The sequence below is a fragment of the Serratia sp. Res13-Sevr-LER1-36-b genome (genome assembly GCF_015673035.1).
GTDB lineage: Bacteria > Pseudomonadota > Gammaproteobacteria > Enterobacterales > Enterobacteriaceae > Chania > Chania fonticola_C.
Window position 1 is genome coordinate 285177 of the sequence record NZ_JADACK010000017.1, and the last position, 16023, is coordinate 301199.

At 52.9% G+C, this 16023-nt stretch carries 18 protein-coding genes; 14 read left to right on the forward strand and 4 right to left on the reverse strand.

Going from position 1 to position 16023, the window contains the following annotated elements:
* The first annotated feature begins 144 nt into the window (after window positions 1-144).
* Window positions 145-1191 carry a protease SohB gene (gene sohB, locus IMQ33_RS11345; RefSeq protein WP_196062436.1) on the forward strand — a complete coding sequence of 349 codons (1047 nt, stop codon included), beginning with the start codon at window positions 145-147 and terminating at the stop codon, window positions 1189-1191.
* 49 nt (window positions 1192-1240) lie between these two features.
* Here the strand turns inward: sohB and IMQ33_RS11350 are convergent, their stop codons facing one another.
* Window positions 1241-1492 (reverse strand): YciN family protein, encoded by a 252-nt coding sequence (locus IMQ33_RS11350; RefSeq protein ID WP_021181261.1) that lies wholly within the window; start codon window positions 1490-1492, stop codon window positions 1241-1243.
* 426 nt (window positions 1493-1918) lie between these two features.
* Here IMQ33_RS11350 and topA point away from each other — a divergent pair, with 426 nt between their 5' ends.
* The 3 genes from topA (at window position 1919) to acnA (ending at window position 8765) form a co-directional block, all read left to right on the forward strand.
* Entirely contained in the window at window positions 1919-4528 is a 2610-nt protein-coding gene (gene topA, locus IMQ33_RS11355) for a type I DNA topoisomerase (protein ID WP_173409219.1), read from the forward strand.
* 362 nt (window positions 4529-4890) lie between these two features.
* On the forward strand, window positions 4891-5865 hold the full coding sequence (cysB, locus tag IMQ33_RS11360) for an HTH-type transcriptional regulator CysB (protein WP_021181263.1): 975 nt from the start codon (window positions 4891-4893) through the stop codon (window positions 5863-5865).
* Between the two features lie 227 nt (window positions 5866-6092).
* Window positions 6093-8765, forward strand: coding sequence for an aconitate hydratase AcnA (gene acnA, locus IMQ33_RS11365; RefSeq protein ID WP_196062435.1), 2673 nt, complete (start codon window positions 6093-6095; stop codon window positions 8763-8765).
* A gap of 33 nt (window positions 8766-8798) precedes the next feature.
* Here acnA and ribA read toward each other — a convergent pair whose 3' ends face one another.
* Together ribA and IMQ33_RS11375 are read right to left on the reverse strand one after the other, a co-directional pair.
* On the reverse strand, window positions 8799-9392 hold the full coding sequence (gene ribA / locus IMQ33_RS11370; protein ID WP_065685705.1) for a GTP cyclohydrolase II: 594 nt from the start codon (window positions 9390-9392) through the stop codon (window positions 8799-8801).
* 272 nt (window positions 9393-9664) lie between these two features.
* The gene (locus tag IMQ33_RS11375; protein ID WP_196062463.1) at window positions 9665-10531 is read right to left on the reverse strand and encodes a tyrosine-type recombinase/integrase; all 867 of its coding nucleotides are present in this window, start codon (window positions 10529-10531) and stop codon (window positions 9665-9667) included.
* On the opposite strand from IMQ33_RS11375, the gene IMQ33_RS11380 reads away from it, so the two are divergent.
* The 6 genes from IMQ33_RS11380 (at window position 10499) to IMQ33_RS11400 (ending at window position 13012) form a co-directional block, all read left to right on the forward strand.
* On the forward strand, window positions 10499-10669 hold the full coding sequence (locus IMQ33_RS11380; RefSeq protein ID WP_196062434.1) for a lytic transglycosylase: 171 nt from the start codon (window positions 10499-10501) through the stop codon (window positions 10667-10669). The two genes, IMQ33_RS11375 and IMQ33_RS11380, sit on opposite strands and share 33 nt — an antisense overlap.
* Before the next feature lie 109 nt (window positions 10670-10778).
* Complete coding sequence (locus IMQ33_RS11385) at window positions 10779-11048, forward strand: hypothetical protein (RefSeq protein ID WP_196062433.1); 270 nt, start codon at window positions 10779-10781, stop codon at window positions 11046-11048.
* Window positions 11049-11273: 225 nt separating this feature from the next.
* Window positions 11274-11579, forward strand: a complete 306-nt coding sequence (locus tag IMQ33_RS11390) for a hypothetical protein (RefSeq protein ID WP_196062432.1) — start codon at window positions 11274-11276, stop codon at window positions 11577-11579.
* A gap of 32 nt (window positions 11580-11611) precedes the next feature.
* Window positions 11612-11836, forward strand: coding sequence for a hypothetical protein (locus tag IMQ33_RS11395; RefSeq protein WP_196062431.1), 225 nt, complete (start codon window positions 11612-11614; stop codon window positions 11834-11836).
* Window positions 11837-11997: 161 nt separating this feature from the next.
* Entirely contained in the window at window positions 11998-12180 is a 183-nt protein-coding gene (locus IMQ33_RS26165) for a hypothetical protein (RefSeq protein ID WP_230327530.1), read from the forward strand.
* Between the two features lie 67 nt (window positions 12181-12247).
* On the forward strand, window positions 12248-13012 hold the full coding sequence (locus tag IMQ33_RS11400) for a terminase small subunit (protein ID WP_370572638.1): 765 nt from the start codon (window positions 12248-12250) through the stop codon (window positions 13010-13012).
* 35 nt (window positions 13013-13047) lie between these two features.
* Here IMQ33_RS11400 and IMQ33_RS11405 read toward each other — a convergent pair whose 3' ends face one another.
* Entirely contained in the window at window positions 13048-13263 is a 216-nt protein-coding gene (locus IMQ33_RS11405; protein WP_196062430.1) for a HEAT repeat domain-containing protein, read from the reverse strand.
* Between the two features lie 903 nt (window positions 13264-14166).
* Here IMQ33_RS11405 and IMQ33_RS11415 point away from each other — a divergent pair.
* The 4 genes from IMQ33_RS11415 to IMQ33_RS11430 are packed head-to-tail and all read left to right on the forward strand — an operon-like array spanning window position 14167 to window position 16021.
* On the forward strand, window positions 14167-14472 hold the full coding sequence (locus IMQ33_RS11415; protein WP_370572636.1) for a DUF4054 domain-containing protein: 306 nt from the start codon (window positions 14167-14169) through the stop codon (window positions 14470-14472).
* The gene (locus IMQ33_RS11420) at window positions 14472-15104 is read left to right on the forward strand and encodes a hypothetical protein (RefSeq protein ID WP_230326772.1); all 633 of its coding nucleotides are present in this window, start codon (window positions 14472-14474) and stop codon (window positions 15102-15104) included. The genes IMQ33_RS11415 and IMQ33_RS11420 overlap by 1 nt, the downstream gene beginning before the upstream one ends.
* Complete coding sequence (locus tag IMQ33_RS11425; RefSeq protein ID WP_196062429.1) at window positions 15091-15480, forward strand: head-tail adaptor; 390 nt, start codon at window positions 15091-15093, stop codon at window positions 15478-15480. The genes IMQ33_RS11420 and IMQ33_RS11425 overlap by 14 nt, the downstream gene beginning before the upstream one ends.
* Complete coding sequence (locus IMQ33_RS11430) at window positions 15470-16021, forward strand: hypothetical protein (protein WP_230326771.1); 552 nt, start codon at window positions 15470-15472, stop codon at window positions 16019-16021. Before IMQ33_RS11425 ends, IMQ33_RS11430 begins: the two co-directional genes overlap by 11 nt.
* Window positions 16022-16023: the final 2 nt, after the last annotated feature.

Consider the following 16023-nt stretch of genomic DNA (forward strand, 5'->3'; position numbering starts at 1 on the left):
CCCATAGCACGGAGGTGCGCCGCATGCTCATCAATCTGAATTTTCATTTAGGCGCGACAGCCGTGGTGCCATTTGCTAAAAAGTAGGTAGGGGCGCTGCATGCTGCTCCCGCTCAACTAACAAACTGTAATTAAGGCGGTATCTGTGGAGTTTATATCTGTTTATGGCCTTTTCCTGGCCAAAGTTGCCACGGTGGTGATTGCTATTGCCGCGCTGGCGTTGCTGGCGGTGAGCCTTGGGCAGCGCAAGAGCCAGCAGAAAGGGGAACTACAGCTTACCGACCTGGGTGAGCAATATAGTGAAATGCAACGGGAAATGCGCCTTGCCCGCATGGGGGCGGCAGAGCAGAAGGCCTGGAGCAAGCAATTCAAAAAGCAGAACAAGGCCGACGACAAGCTGAAAAAACAGCGTGCCAAGGCCGGTGCGGTAGAGGCAGTCAAACCTTGCCTGTATGTGCTGGACTTCAAGGGAAGCATGGATGCCCATGAGGTCAGCTCACTGCGCGAAGAGATCTCTGCCGTATTGGCGGTAGCTACGGCCAAGGACGAAGTGCTGCTACGTTTGGAGAGCCCTGGTGGGGTGGTACACGGCTATGGCCTAGCAGCGTCGCAGCTGGAGCGCCTGCGCAAGGGCGGTATCCGCCTGACGGTGGCGGTGGATAAGGTCGCGGCTAGCGGCGGTTACATGATGGCCTGCGTGGCCGACCGCATTGTGGCAGCCCCGTTTGCCATCATTGGGTCGATCGGCGTGGTTGCCCAGATCCCCAACTTCCATCGCCTGCTGCAAAAGAGCAACATCGATGTGGAATTGCACACCGCTGGCCAGTTCAAACGCACCTTGACCCTGTTTGGTGAGAATACCGAACAAGGGCGGGAAAAATTCCGTGAAGATCTGAACGAAACCCACGAGTTGTTCAAACAGTTTGTTCATCAGCAACGCCCTTCATTGGCTATCGAAGAGGTTGCGACCGGTGAGCATTGGTATGGCACTCAGGCGAAAGATAAAGGGCTGGTTGACGCGGTCGGCACCAGTGACGATCTGTTGATTGCCGAGATGGAAAACCATGAGGTGGTGGGGGTGCGTTATGCCCGCCGTAAACGCTTCATCGATCGCTTTACCAGCAGTGCGGCAGAGAGCGCCGATCGTCTGCTGTTGCGCTGGTGGCAACGCGGCGAAAAACCGCTGTTGTAAGCCAGCAAGGCTATGTTTACACGGGGCCAGATGGCCCCGTTTTTAATGGTTAATCCACCAGATGATATTTCTCGGAAAGCACATGGGCCAGGTGCTTAAACATATTAAATACGGCGGTGGTTTTTGCCGTTGGAAGACCCTCGGGATCTAAAAAAAACTCGCCGCGGAAAACCAACACGCTGCCTTTCTGCTCAACGTCGGTGGCCACCATGCCGTGCATATAATCTTCGTGTTGGCGGATGATGTTATTTGCTTCAGTAAGCAGATCTGCTCGTTCGATGGGTTGAGTATTGTTACGCATTTATTTCTCCTGCAAGCGAAAATTCTGAACGTATTCTAGCGCGGGTTCGCGTTTGTCCGCAAACCAGCTAAGGTTTAATTGCCGTCTGGACGGCCAGTGATTTGGCCCACCATAGCGAAATGAGGTTTTCCGCGCTAATTAAGTTGCGTCGCGTTTGTTATCAGGTAGAGTGTGGGATTTTGCGGCTTCCGGTGGAAGGATTTGTTTACGCTCAACGCAGGTCATAGCTGGCCTGGCCTCTGGGGTTCGGCGTGAACAGGTTAGGCTGGCTAAATGCGTTCAGGTTGACCAGTTAGGCAATCATTAGAAAAAAACAGGTTGATCTCTTGCCAGAGTACCGCAATATAAATAAGAGATACGAATTGCCGCGGTACGGCGAGACAAATGGCTTCTTTTTAGAAGTATTAAATTCAGGTAAAGGTAATTATGGGCAAAGCTCTCGTAATAGTTGAGTCCCCGGCAAAAGCCAAAACTATTAATAAATATTTAGGTAATGACTACGTGGTGAAGTCCAGCGTCGGTCATATCCGTGATTTGCCGACCAGTGGCTCAGCTAGCAAAAAGAGCGCTGAGTCAACCGAAGACAAAACCAAAGACAAAGCCAAAAAGAAAGTCAAGAAAGATGAAAAGACCGCGCTGGTCAATCGCATGGGCGTCGATCCTTACCACGGGTGGGAAGCGCAATATGAGATTTTACCTGGTAAGGAAAAAGTGGTCGCCGAGTTAAAGTCGTTAGCCGAAAATGCTGACCACATTTACCTCGCAACCGACCTTGACCGCGAAGGGGAAGCCATCGCCTGGCACCTGCGGGAAGTGATCGGTGGAGACGACAAGCGCTTTAGCCGCGTGGTGTTTAACGAAATCACCAAAAACGCGATCCAGCAGGCGTTCCAAGCGCCAGGCGAGCTGAATATCGATCGTGTCAACGCACAGCAGGCGCGTCGCTTTATGGACCGCGTGGTGGGCTACATGGTGTCGCCACTGCTGTGGAAAAAAATTGCCCGTGGCCTGTCCGCTGGCCGGGTGCAGTCCGTTGCGGTACGGCTGGTGGTGGAGCGTGAGCGCGACATCAAGGCGTTCGTACCCGAAGAATACTGGGAACTGCATGCGGATCTGCTGGCGAAAGGCGAAATCTCGCTGCAGATGGAAGTCACCCACGCCCACGATAAGCCGTTCAAACCGGTTAACCGTGAGCAGACTCATGCCGCGCTTAACCTGCTGGAAAAAGCCTGTTATACGGTGCTGGACCGCGAAGACAAGCCAACCAGCAGCAAACCGGGTGCACCGTTCATCACCTCCACGCTGCAACAGGCTGCCAGTACCCGCCTGAGCTTCGGCGTGAAGAAAACCATGATGATGGCGCAGCGTCTGTATGAAGCCGGTCATATCACCTATATGCGTACCGACTCCACCAACCTGAGCCAGGACGCGGTCAACATGGTGCGTGGTTATATCGGTGACAACTTCGGCGACAAGTACCTGCCTAAGGCGCCTAACCAATACAGCAGCAAAGAAAACTCCCAGGAAGCGCACGAAGCGATCCGTCCTTCCGATGTCAGCGTATTGGCTGAACAGCTGAAAGATATGGAAGCGGATGCGCAGAAACTGTATCAGTTGATCTGGCGTCAGTTCGTCGCCTGTCAGATGACACCGGCGCAATACGACTCCACCACGCTGACGGTGAAAGCCGACGACTTCCTGCTGCGTGCCAAAGGCCGTACGCTGCGTTTCGATGGCTGGACTAAAGTGATGCCTGCGCTGCGTAAGGGTGATGAAGATCGCACCTTGCCGTTTGTCGAAGTGGGCAGCGAGCTGGATCTGCAAAAGCTGATCCCGAGCCAGCACTTTACCAAGCCACCGGCACGTTACAGTGAAGCTTCGCTGGTTAAAGAGTTGGAAAAACGCGGAATTGGCCGTCCATCTACCTATGCCTCGATCATCTCGACCATTCAGGATCGTGGTTATGTGCGGGTAGAGAGTCGCCGGTTCTACGCAGAAAAAATGGGTGAGATCGTCACCGATCGCCTGGAAGAAAACTTCCGTGAGCTGATGAATTACGACTTCACCGCACGCATGGAAAATGGCCTGGACCAGGTCGCCAACAATCAGGCGGAATGGAAAGCAGTGCTGGACGAATTCTTTGCCGAATTCAGCGAGCAGCTGGAAACCGCCGAGAAGGACCCTGAAGAGGGCGGTATGCGCCCGAACCAGATGGTGATGACTAGCATTGACTGCCCGACCTGCGGCCGCAAGATGGGTATCCGCACCGCCAGTACCGGCGTGTTCCTTGGTTGCTCCGGTTATGCGTTGACGCCGAAAGAGCGCTGTAAAACCACCATCAACCTGGTGCCGGAAGCGGAAGTGCTGAACATCCTCGAAGGGGATGATGCAGAAACCAACGCCCTGCGTGCCCGTAAGCGCTGCCAGAAGTGCGGCACCGCGATGGACAGCTACCTGATCGACAACCAGCGCAAGCTGCACGTGTGCGGTAACAACCCGGCCTGTGATGGCTACGAAATCGAGCAGGGCGAATTCCGCCTGAAAGGTTACGACGGCCCGATCGTTGAGTGTGAGAAGTGTGGTTCCGAAATGCACCTGAAAATGGGGCGCTTTGGTAAGTACATGGGCTGTACCAACGAAAACTGCAAGAATACCCGTAAGATCCTGCGCAGCGGTGAAGTTGCTCCGCCGAAAGAGGATCCGGTCCCGCTGCCAGAGTTGCCGTGCGAGAAATCGGACGCCTACTTTGTGTTGCGTGATGGAGCAGCAGGCGTGTTCCTTGCGGCCAACACTTTCCCTAAATCGCGTGAAACCCGTGCGCCGTTAGTGGAAGAGTTGCTGCGCTTCAAAGATCGTTTGCCGGAGAAGTTGCGCTATCTGGCCGATGCACCGGTGGCCGATCCGGAAGGCAACAAGACGATGGTGCGCTTCAGCCGTAAAACCAAGCAGCAGTATGTCTCATCAGAGAAAGACGGCAAGGCCACCGGTTGGTCCGCATTCTTCGTTGATGGCAAATGGGTTGAAGGCAAGAAGTAACCCAGGCGCAAGGCAACAGCAAAAAACCAGCTCAGTGAGCTGGTTTTTTATTGGCGAAAACCGGCTGGCGGATCTATTCTTCTCTGCTTTTTCTTATTTTTATCGGCAGGATGCGGCGTTGATAATCATGCGAAAAGATCGTTATCATCTTGTGAAGCGGCTCTATACTTGGTGGCGCGACATGATATAATGGTTATATAAAAACGTTTTTTATGATTAAAGCTTATTAGCAACGGCGTTTTCATCAGCATCTGGGCGAAATCACTGTGTTTAAGGCTTGTGAGAATTAAGCATACCGGGACAACACCGAGATACCTGGCTGCGGCAGGCCGCAGTGTTTTAACCTAGGATGGTATTCAAATATGAAATTGCAGCAGCTTCGTTACATCGTAGAAGTGGTGAATCATAACCTCAACGTCTCTTCCACGGCTGAAGGTCTCTATACCTCGCAACCGGGTATCAGCAAGCAGGTGAGGATGCTGGAGGATGAGCTAGGTATCCAGATTTTCGCCCGTAGCGGTAAGCACCTTACTCAGGTGACGCCTGCTGGCCAGGAAATTATCCGCATTGCTCGCGAAGTGCTGTCAAAAGTGGAGGCCATTAAGGCCGTTGCGGGGGAACATACTTACCCGGACAAAGGTTCGCTGTATGTGGCAACCACCCATACCCAGGCACGCTATGCCTTGCCCAATGTGATCAAAGGCTTTATCGAGCGTTATCCGCGCGTGTCGCTGCATATGCACCAGGGCTCGCCAACGCAGATTGCCGAAGCGGTTTCCAAAGGCTCGGCAGACTTTGCCATCGCTACCGAAGCGCTGCACCTGTATGACGATTTAATCATGCTGCCGTGCTACCACTGGAACCGGGCGGTAGTAGTGAAGCCCGATCATCCTTTGGCGGGCAAGAGCCATATCACCATTGAAGAGCTGGCCGAGTATCCTATCGTCACCTATACCTTCGGCTTTACCGGGCGCTCAGAGCTGGATACCGCGTTTAACCGGGCGGGGTTGACGCCGCGCATCGTGTTTACCGCTACCGATGCTGATGTGATCAAGACTTATGTACGCCTGGGGCTGGGTGTTGGCGTGATCGCCAGCATGGCGGTCGATCCGGTGCAGGATCCGGATTTGGTGATGGTGGATGCCCGCGATATCTTCACCTATAGCACCACCAAGATTGGTTTCCGTCGCAGTACCTTCCTGCGCAGCTATATGTACGACTTTATCCAGCGTTTCGCACCGCATCTGACGCGCGACGTGGTCGATACCGCCGTGGCTTTACGTACCAATGACGAGATCGAGGCGATGTTCAAGGACATCAAGTTGCCGACAAAATAAGCGCTAACGTGAGCCGCATTAAACAATTTAAACCGTCGAAAGGCGGTTTTTTGTTGTCTGATGCCTGCTAACTCATTGACCTACCAGTAGCTTCCCGCCTTTGATTGTTCCTGCCTATCGTTATGATCAATACGTGTTGTTATCAAAACGTTACATGGCGTTTGTGTTATCTTTAAATAACACCTCAGAAATCACCCTGGTTTGACATAATAAAAAATGGAGGAGCTATGTCGTCCGATCTTCGTAAAACGAGTATGGATAAGCTGGTAGCACTGGGTAGTGAGTATCACTATTACAGTTTGCCACTGGCGGCCAGACAGTTAGGGGATATTGACCGGCTGCCGAAATCGATGAAAGTGTTACTGGAAAACCTGTTGCGCCATGTGGATGGTGATACGGTACAGGTTGACGATCTGAAGGCGATCGTAGGCTGGTTGCAAACCGGCCATGCCGATCGTGAAATTGCTTATCGCCCGGCGCGGGTGCTGATGCAGGACTTCACCGGCGTGCCTGCCGTGGTGGATTTGGCGGCAATGCGTGAGGCCGTTCTGCGCCTGGGCGGAAAAGTCGATCAGGTGAATCCGCTGTCACCGGTCGATTTGGTCATTGACCACTCTGTCACTGTCGATGAGTTTGGTGACGATGACGCCTTTGGCGAAAACGTGCGTATCGAAATGGAGCGCAACCACGAGCGCTACACCTTCCTGCGCTGGGGGCAAAAGGCCTTCAACCGCTTCCGCGTGGTGCCACCCGGCACCGGCATCTGCCATCAGGTGAACCTGGAGTATCTGGGGCAAACCGTTTGGCATACCGAAGAGAACGGCCAACGCATCGCTTACCCCGATACCCTGGTGGGGACCGACTCCCACACCACCATGATTAACGGCCTTGGTATTCTGGGCTGGGGCGTTGGCGGTATTGAGGCCGAAGCAGCCATGTTGGGCCAGCCTGTCTCCATGCTGATCCCGGATGTAGTGGGCTTTAAACTCAGCGGTAAGTTATCCGAGGGTATTACAGCCACCGACTTGGTGCTCACCGTTACCCAAATGCTGCGTAAGCACGGCGTCGTCGGTAAGTTTGTTGAATTTTATGGTGATGGGTTGGCTGATTTGCCGTTGGCAGACCGGGCAACCATTGCCAACATGTCGCCAGAGTTCGGGGCAACCTGTGGCTTCTTCCCGGTGGATGACGTGACGCTGGGCTACCTGCAGTTAAGTGGTCGTAGCGCTGAGCAGATCGCATTGGTGGAGGCCTATGCCAAGGCTCAGGGGATGTGGCGTAATCCAGGCGATGAACCGGTGTTTACCAGCACGCTGTCGCTGGATATGTCGACGGTTGAGGCCAGCCTGGCAGGGCCGAAACGCCCGCAGGACCGCGTCGCGCTGCCGCAGGTGCCAACAGCATTCACCGCCGCGACCGAGCTGGAAATTGGCGGTCAGAAAGATAAGCAGGAAGTGAAAAGCTTCACGCTGGGTGGCAAAAACCTGGAGCTAAATACCGGCGCGGTGGTGATCGCAGCCATTACCTCCTGTACCAACACCTCCAACCCGAGCGTGATGATGGCCGCTGGCCTGTTGGCGAAAAAGGCCGTTGAAAAGGGCTTGAAGACCAAGCCTTGGGTAAAAACCTCACTGGCACCGGGTTCCAAAGTGGTGACCGAATACTTCGACCGCGCCAAACTGACGCCGTATCTGGAGCAATTGGGCTTTAACCTGGTTGGCTACGGTTGTACGACCTGTATTGGTAACTCTGGCCCGTTGCCTGAGCCGATTGAGCAGGCGATCAAGGAAGGGGATCTCACCGTAGGGGCTGTGCTGTCCGGTAACCGTAACTTTGAAGGGCGCATCCATCCGCTGGTAAAAACCAACTGGCTGGCTTCGCCGCCACTGGTGGTTGCCTATGCGCTGGCAGGTAACATGAAGGTTGACCTGACCAAAGATGCGTTGGGGGTAGGTCGCGACGGGAAACCGGTGTATCTGAAGGATATCTGGCCTACCAGCCAGGAGATTGCTCAAGCCGTGGCCGAGGTAAGCACCGAAATGTTCCATAAGGAATATGGTGCAGTGTTTGATGGCGATGCCAGTTGGCAAGCGATCCAGGTGACCGGTTCCGCAACCTACGAATGGCAAGTCGATTCTACCTATATTCGCCATCCACCATTCTTCAGTACCATGAAAGCGCAACCGGATCCGGTGCAGGATATTCACGGCGCACGTATTCTGGCAATCCTGGCAGACTCGGTGACCACTGACCATATCTCGCCTGCGGGCAACATCAAGCGCGACAGCCCGGCGGGGCGTTATCTGAGCGAGCGTGGTGTCGAGGTGAAAGAGTTCAACTCTTACGGTTCGCGCCGCGGTAACCACGAAGTGATGATGCGGGGCACCTTCGCCAACATCCGTATCCGTAACGAAATGGTTCCGGGCGTGGAGGGGGGGTATACCCGCCATCTGCCTTCGCAGAATCAGATGGCGATCTATGATGCCGCCATGCAGTATCAGCAGGAGCAGGTGCCACTGGCGGTGATCGCCGGTAAAGAGTATGGCTCCGGCTCCAGCCGCGACTGGGCAGCCAAAGGCCCTCGTTTATTGGGGGTACGAGTGGTGATCGCGGAATCCTTTGAGCGTATCCACCGTTCCAACCTGATCGGTATGGGCATCTTGCCGCTGGAATTCCCGCAGGGAATAACGCGCAAAACGCTGGGTTTGACGGGGGAGGAACTGATTGACGTGAGTGGTTTGCAGGCGTTGCAACCCGGCCAGACGGTTCCGGTTAATATCACCTATGCCGATGGCCGGAAGGTGGTGGTGAATACCCGTTGCCGCATTGATACCGGCAATGAGCTGACTTATTACCAGAACGACGGCATTCTGCACTACGTTATCCGTAAAATGCTGTAGAGAGAACAAGGGCGCCAAAAGGCGCCCTTGTTGCTATTTTTTGTCCAGCAAGTGGCCCATTTTAGCGGCCTTGGTGGCCAGATAACGCTCGTTCTTCGGGTTACGGCCAACGATCAATGGCACGCGCTCGGAGATATTAATGCCCGCTTCGCTCAGGATCTTGACCTTCTTCGGGTTATTGGTCAGCAGGCGCACCGCATCCACCCCCAGCAGTTTGAACATATCGGAGCACAGTGTGAAGTCTCGCTCATCGGCGGCAAAGCCTAGCTGATGGTTGGCTTCCACTGTGTCCGCCCCTTTATCCTGCAAGGCATAGGCGCGTATCTTGTTCAACAGACCGATATTACGGCCTTCCTGGCGGTGGTACAGCAGAATGCCACGGCCTTCCTCGGCGATCTGTTCCAACGCGGCTTCCAGTTGAAAACCGCAGTCACAGCGCAGGCTGAACAACGCATCACCGGTCAGACATTCGGAATGAACCCGTGAGAGGACCGGTGTTTCGCCGGTAATATCGCCGAAAACCAGTGCCAGATGATCGTGCCCGGTGGCCAGTTCTTCGAACCCCACCATCAGAAAATCACCCCATGGTGTTGGCAGTTTGGCTTCCGCCACACGTTTAAGCTGCATGTCACTCTCCAAAAACACTACCTGTCAAATCGCTGCGTGCATCCTACGACTGGAACAGGGGACTGACCAGCATTAAAACAGACGGCGACGATCGCTATTTCATTCTTTACCGGCTATTTTGCCATAACTTGTGGCCGAGCGGTGCTCAGCAAAGCAGCATATGGCGTTTTACCGCTCCTATTGTTGCAATAGGTCATGTAAAATTAAACCCTTATATATCATATTACTACATGTAACAGGTCACTATTACTCACTATTCAGTCATAAAAAAATTAAACCATCACCCATTTTTCGCTGCGTTCATCATGATATCTGGCGGTCATTTCGGCGGATTTGTGACCAAGCATATGCTGAGAAAACTCCTCGCCATTTTCATTTTTGTGCAGCCTTGCGGACAAACTGCGCAGTTCATGAAAAGAAGGGGGAGAGGTTTTCCATTCAAGCCCAGAAGCATCCCTGCTGTCTTTGAATGCCTGGGAGATCGTCTTCGCTGCTAAAGAGCCACCTGATTGACCAGCGATTATGTTAGAGCAATCTGCGTAATGCTGATGACAGCGCGTAAGAACATCGCTCAAGCGCAACTGAGCCTGAGTGAGTTCAATGTCTGTTGAGATCGACACATGCGCCCCTGTTTTTTCCTGCACAATCCACATCCTGCCATCGTGTACATCCCCCCATTTTAGTCTGCTGATATCCCCCAACCGCTGACCCGTTAACAACGCTAGTTCCATGCTTAATCCAACCCATGCAGCCATGCTGTCGGCCGCGGCGCGGATCTTGAGGTAATCCTCTATGCTCAGACGTTCGCGTTGCACTGGTGCCTTTGGGTTGCGTGTAGCATCAACAGGGTTGAACTGAATATGCCCGTCGGCAACCGCCTCTTTGAAAATATCGTTAAGCGTTGAACGTAATAATTTTGCACGCATGTTTTTCCCCTGGCTCACGTAATCGTTGAGAAATTCAGCGATATCTTTTGTCGTCAATGTGCTGATTTCTGCATCAGCGATCCCTGTACGAATTGCGCTAACTCGGTTGATGTAGTCGTCCAATGACGTTTTCTTGAGGCCTCGGACCTTGATGATTTCCTCGTACCTTTCCAGCCATGCATGAAACGTTACCCGCCAGCGGTATATACGCAGCTATGCGAGAAAACGCCGTTCACCGGTACCACGTTCGTCGATGCCGTCATTGCACTGCAGGTGGCGCAAAGCGAACTTGATGTGTGCGCCTCTCGGATTGAGGGGCTGATTAAGTGGCTGCGGGGAAACAGTCAGTAAGTCGACATTCCAGAGCCTCTATACACGATGGGGACTCGATAATGCTAGTAATCTATTTATTGCCTAGTGCATTATTAGCCCAATCGAAAACATGTAATGCGAGCCTCTTATGTCCCTTAAGAACGAGTACAAAGGTTTCATAATTGAAATGGATGCCGAAGAGGAGCCAGGAGCATGGATTGCCTTTGCTGATGTTAAAGAGTTAAAAGGTGATGTTATGGTTAATGTGTTCCCTCAGATTAAGAAAGTATTCCCTCGTCCAGGGAGTGGGTTCATCAACGCATTGGCCTATGTGAGAAAGAGGGCCATGTCTAAAATTGATAGATATCTTCTGCGTAAAAAATTGATAAGTATATTTATGTGTAAAAAGTGCAAATAGAAGGCGGTGTGGTTGAAGAGTAGCATTACAGGTGGCATTCACAGAGAGTGTCATCGACAATGCACAACAACCAAGAACCTGGCATGAGCGAAGCCGCCAGGCTGATCCGCCGCCTCATCACCACCAAAGTAACCTTCGGTCACGATAACCATTGAAAAAACATTGTTAATCCCCATTTATAATTTGTTACCTGTCATATCGGCAGGCAAGGAAATGGGGTTTGGCATGACTTACTTTGAGATTGTGAAAACTATTTATCTGAATAATGGCTCGGATGAGCTTCTCAAATACGAACTATTATCGAATGGGACTGAGGAAGTTACTGTTGCAACAGCTTATGTAGAGATTAAGACAACATGCGACAACTTGCCCTGCTCTGTGTGGTCAAAACTGGCTGATATCACACTTGACCATCTAGGCGCCAAGCGCCAAGGGTTCCAAAAAATGGTTGAAATGGATCAGCGTCCTGGTAAATCAATCTCTTCTGCAATTGACGAGTGTAAAAAGCATCGTGCGCACTGGCGCAGATAAAAATATTCACTATTGTCAAAACGGAGAAGAGAATGAAAAGTTTCGCAAATGAAGTTGACTCAGCGCTGAGGAATGCGGAAGCGCAGGGTGGTCTAGGTAGTTCGGCAACGGCAAACGCAATTCTCGCTTGCGCGAAGAAGCATTACTCTTCAGCGGATGGTGAGGGTAAAGCTGCAATCATTGCAAAAATAAATGCGTTAAGTAAGGAGCCCGGAGTGCCTTTCCCTTCTAACTATTTAACGATTCTTGAAGGGTAACGAAACAGTTTTCACTAAGGTCGCTTTGGCGGCCTTTTTTTATCGCACTACAGAGCGGTCTTTCGAGACTGCTGCGTAATGCGCAAGCAAAGCCATCAGCAACACCTACCGGCTACCCTGGCCACGGTTGCTAATGGCTTTTTTATTTTACGGAGATCGCTATGACAAAGCCGGATGAGGGAGGCCTCAAGCGCGACTACTGTGCTGGTCAACTTTCTCTCCGCGACATGGCAGAGATATACGGTATCAGTGAGGGGGCGATAAGAAAGCGCGCCAAAAAAAACAACTGGGTACGCGCTGATAAGGCTGGTACGCATAAAGGTACGCAAAGGCGGTACGCATAAAGACAAGGTGCGTACCAGCACCAAAGCGAGCGCTAAGCACCTGGTTCCAGATAGCGAAAGGCCTCCGATTCCTGAATGTGTGGATGGTGAGGAACCAGCGTTAGATCCGCACAAGTACGGGCTCAACGATTTGCAGTGGCGCTTCGTAAACGAATACCTCATCGACATGAATCGAACTGCGGCATACAAGCGAGCTGGTGGCAAAGGTGAAGGCAACACGGCGTACGTAAGCGCAAGCAGGATGTACAGAAATGCTAAGGTCAGCCGAGCCATTGTCGACGCACTGGAAGCTAGGGAGCGCAGAACGCTGATCACCCAGGATGAGGTTTTGAAACTGTGGTGGGACATTGCCACTGCCGACGCCAACCAGATCACCGAATACCGCCGGTTATGCTGTCGTTATTGCTGGGGCTTCGGATTCCAGTATCAATGGCGCGATGCTGTGGAGCACGAAGAGGCTGCAGAGAAAGCCAAGGCAGCAAAGAAACAACCACCAAGGGACACCGGCGGCTACGGCTTCGACGCCACACTGGATCCGAATCCCGACTGCCCACGCTGCAATGGCGCCGGTGAGGGGCGTGCCCATTTTCACGATACGCGTGATTTAAAAGGGGCTGCTCGCCGCCTGTTTGCTGGCATCAAAGAAGGAAAATTTGGCATCGAGGTGATCACCCGTAATCAGGACGACGCTTTGAAGATGGTTGCCCAACATCTCGGCATGATAAAAACCAAGACTGAATTAAGTGGGCCTGATGGTGGCCCGGTTAAAACCGAGAGCGTTAACATGACGACAGAAGAGGCGGCGGAGTTTTATCGGAAAATGATGGGGTAAACCGCCAAAGATATGGCGGTTTTATAGAGAATAAATTATCCCTGAGGCCTTGGCCGAGACATGCGACCAAGCGCCTTTGCTGCAGCGATTTTTACATCGTTGTTCAAATCATGACTTAACTCTAACAATCTTGCTGAGATGGCAGGCAGCGCAACGCCTCCTTCACCAAGCGCGTAAATAGCTGCAATCTTGACCTGATTATCCATCGCGCGGGTTAACTCCAAAAGCCTCGCACTAACACTCGGTATCATACATCCTCCATTGATTAATAAGCACAATTAATATGTGATTTTAATCGATGAAGTACAAGAAGCATGGATCACATTATGCCAATTCCATTCCCGTTCGACTTCAAAAACCCGGACTACACCCAGGTGTTCGAATGGCGGATGGAACGCCTGCAGCGCATCAGGGAAAACCCGGCGGCAGTTCCAGCACTGAAAGCCTTCTACAAGGACAACCCAGCCCAGTTCATCATCGACTGGGGGATGACGACCGACCCACGAAATATTGACTACGGCTTGCCTGTTACCATTCCGTTTCTGCTTTTCCCTAAACAGGAAGAGTGGATCCACTGGATCATGAATCGCCGGGAAAATATGGAGAATGGCATCACCGAAAAGAGCCGAGAAATGGGTTTGAGTTGGACGGCGATCGGCATGGCTTGTTCGCTTTGCCTGTTCAACAAGGAAATGGTGATTGGTTTCGGTTCCCGTAAAGAGGAGTACGTGGACAGCACCGGTGATCCGAAGGCGCTGTTTTGGAAGGCGCGTAAATTTGTTGAAACGCTGCCAGTGGAGTTTCGCGGAAGTTGGAATGACAAGAAACACGCACCCTATATGCGCGTTGAGTTCCCCGATACGGGTGCAGTGATAAAAGGGGAGGCTGGCGATAACATCGGGCGCGGTGACCGTACAACGCTTTATCTGGTAGACGAGGCGGCATTCTTGCAGCGTCCACTGCTGATTGATGCAGCATTATCCCAGACGACGCGCTGCCGCATTGATCTCAGTTCGGTTAATGGCATGGCTAACCCGTTCGCTCAAAAGCGGCACAGCGGGAAAATCCCGGTTTTTACATTTCACTGGCGCAGTGATCCGCGCAAGGACGATGCCTGGTATCGGAGGGAATGCGACAAAATCGACAACCCGGTAGTGGTAGCGCAGGAACTAGACCTGAACTATAGCGCCTCGGCAGAAGGTGTGCTTGTCGGCCTGTTCGTTGCGCATTACATGGCGCTTTATGCTGCTGATATGCGCGGGGTTGCGGTAGGTTCAGCGGGTGGGGCCAATAGTGGGGTGCAGACTTCAAAATCGGTGGACAAGGTCTCTGTCAGCTATGACGCCAGCGTGACTTTGAACCCTGATGCTGGTTTCTGGAACAACACCCGCTACGGATCTGAGTTCTGGGAATACCTGATGATATTCGGTGCCGGGGCAATTCAGCTGGGAACGCCATAATGGGTATAAAAAGTGGGCTCAAGGTCAGAGGTGATAATGCCGCAGCGGTATTGGAGGCATTAAAGGCACTGACCAAAAAAGAGGTGCTGGTGGGCATTCCGTCCGATCGGGCGGAGCGCGGCGAAGGTGACGCGCTAAACAATGCCGAGCTGGGCTACATCCAATCGAATGGCGGCACCATCCAGGTGCCAGCCCGAACCACTGCAGTGAACCGGAGGATCCGGCCTGATGTCACCTTTGCCAACGGTGGCCGGTTCGTCAAAGCCAGTAAAAGCAACTTCACCACGATCCACGCCGTCAAGGCTTACACGGTGACAATTCCGCCGCGGCCGTTTTTGGAGCCGGGGGTCGAGGAAGGCAAAAAGGACATTGTGGGGCACTTAAAAAATGCTGCACAAGCAGCGCTATCGGGGAATATGGCCAGCGCCGAGGTATCCCTGGGGCGCGCGGGGATTGTGGCATCCAACAGCGCCAAAGGGATCATTCAGGCTGGTGACAAGCTTTCTCCGCTGGCCGAGTCCACAAGGCGCAGCCGCCTCTCCAAGGGTAAGAGTGATAAGCCTCTTTATCTCACGGGCAGATTGCTGCGGGCCATTACCTACATCGTGAGGAATAAAGATGCCTCTTCTTGACGTAACAGACGTGTTATTCGACCCGGATTTTTGCGACACGACGCTGACCTACAAGCGCCGCACCGTGGTGGTTGATGACGATGGCTATGCGGAAACGGTGATCGCCTCGTTTCCTTTTTCTGGTGTGGTTACGGTGGACCGGTCAATCGAGGCGCAAATCCGGATGTCTGGGCAGGCGGTCACCGGGAACATCCTGATCGTCACCACTGAACGGCTGACTTCTGGTGGTACCGGCATGCTGGGTGACATCGTGACGTATCAAAATCGCGAATACCTGGTGAAGTCTGTAGACCTCTATACCGCGTACGGTGCCGGGTTCGTCCAGGCCCACTGCGAACTGAACCCTATCGATAGAGGAACCGCCATTGAGCAATGACAGCACACAAGCTGGCTGGCTCACTCCCACTGTTGACGATACCGATTATGACGAGGCGCTAGAGCGGAATTTATCCCGCTGGATCAGCGCCGTGTCTGGTCTGCCTGGCAAGATGATGTTTCCCCGCTGGCAGCCGCAGGAAAAAACCAGAACGTTGCCTGATGCCAATGCAAATTGGTGCGCCTATGGCGTGCTGTCAGTTACTGCTGATGACAACCCGGCGTTTACCAACACCACGGACACAGGCACGGAACTATGGCGCCATGAAACGCTGGAGTGCCTCATCTCGTTCTATGGTCCTGCAGGTCAGCGCTCATCCCTGCAATTTCGGGACGGGATCACCCTCAACCAGAACAATGACGAGCTAACCAAGCTGCACCTTTCCCTTGGCGACTACGGGCGGATTATGGCGGTTCCTGAGTTTCTCAGCGAGCAGTGGATCCGCCGGTACGACATCACCGTCCGCCTGCGCCGCAAAATTATCCGCGAATACGGCATCAAGTCGATCGCAGAAGCACCGGTTCAATTCTTCGGAGAATAACC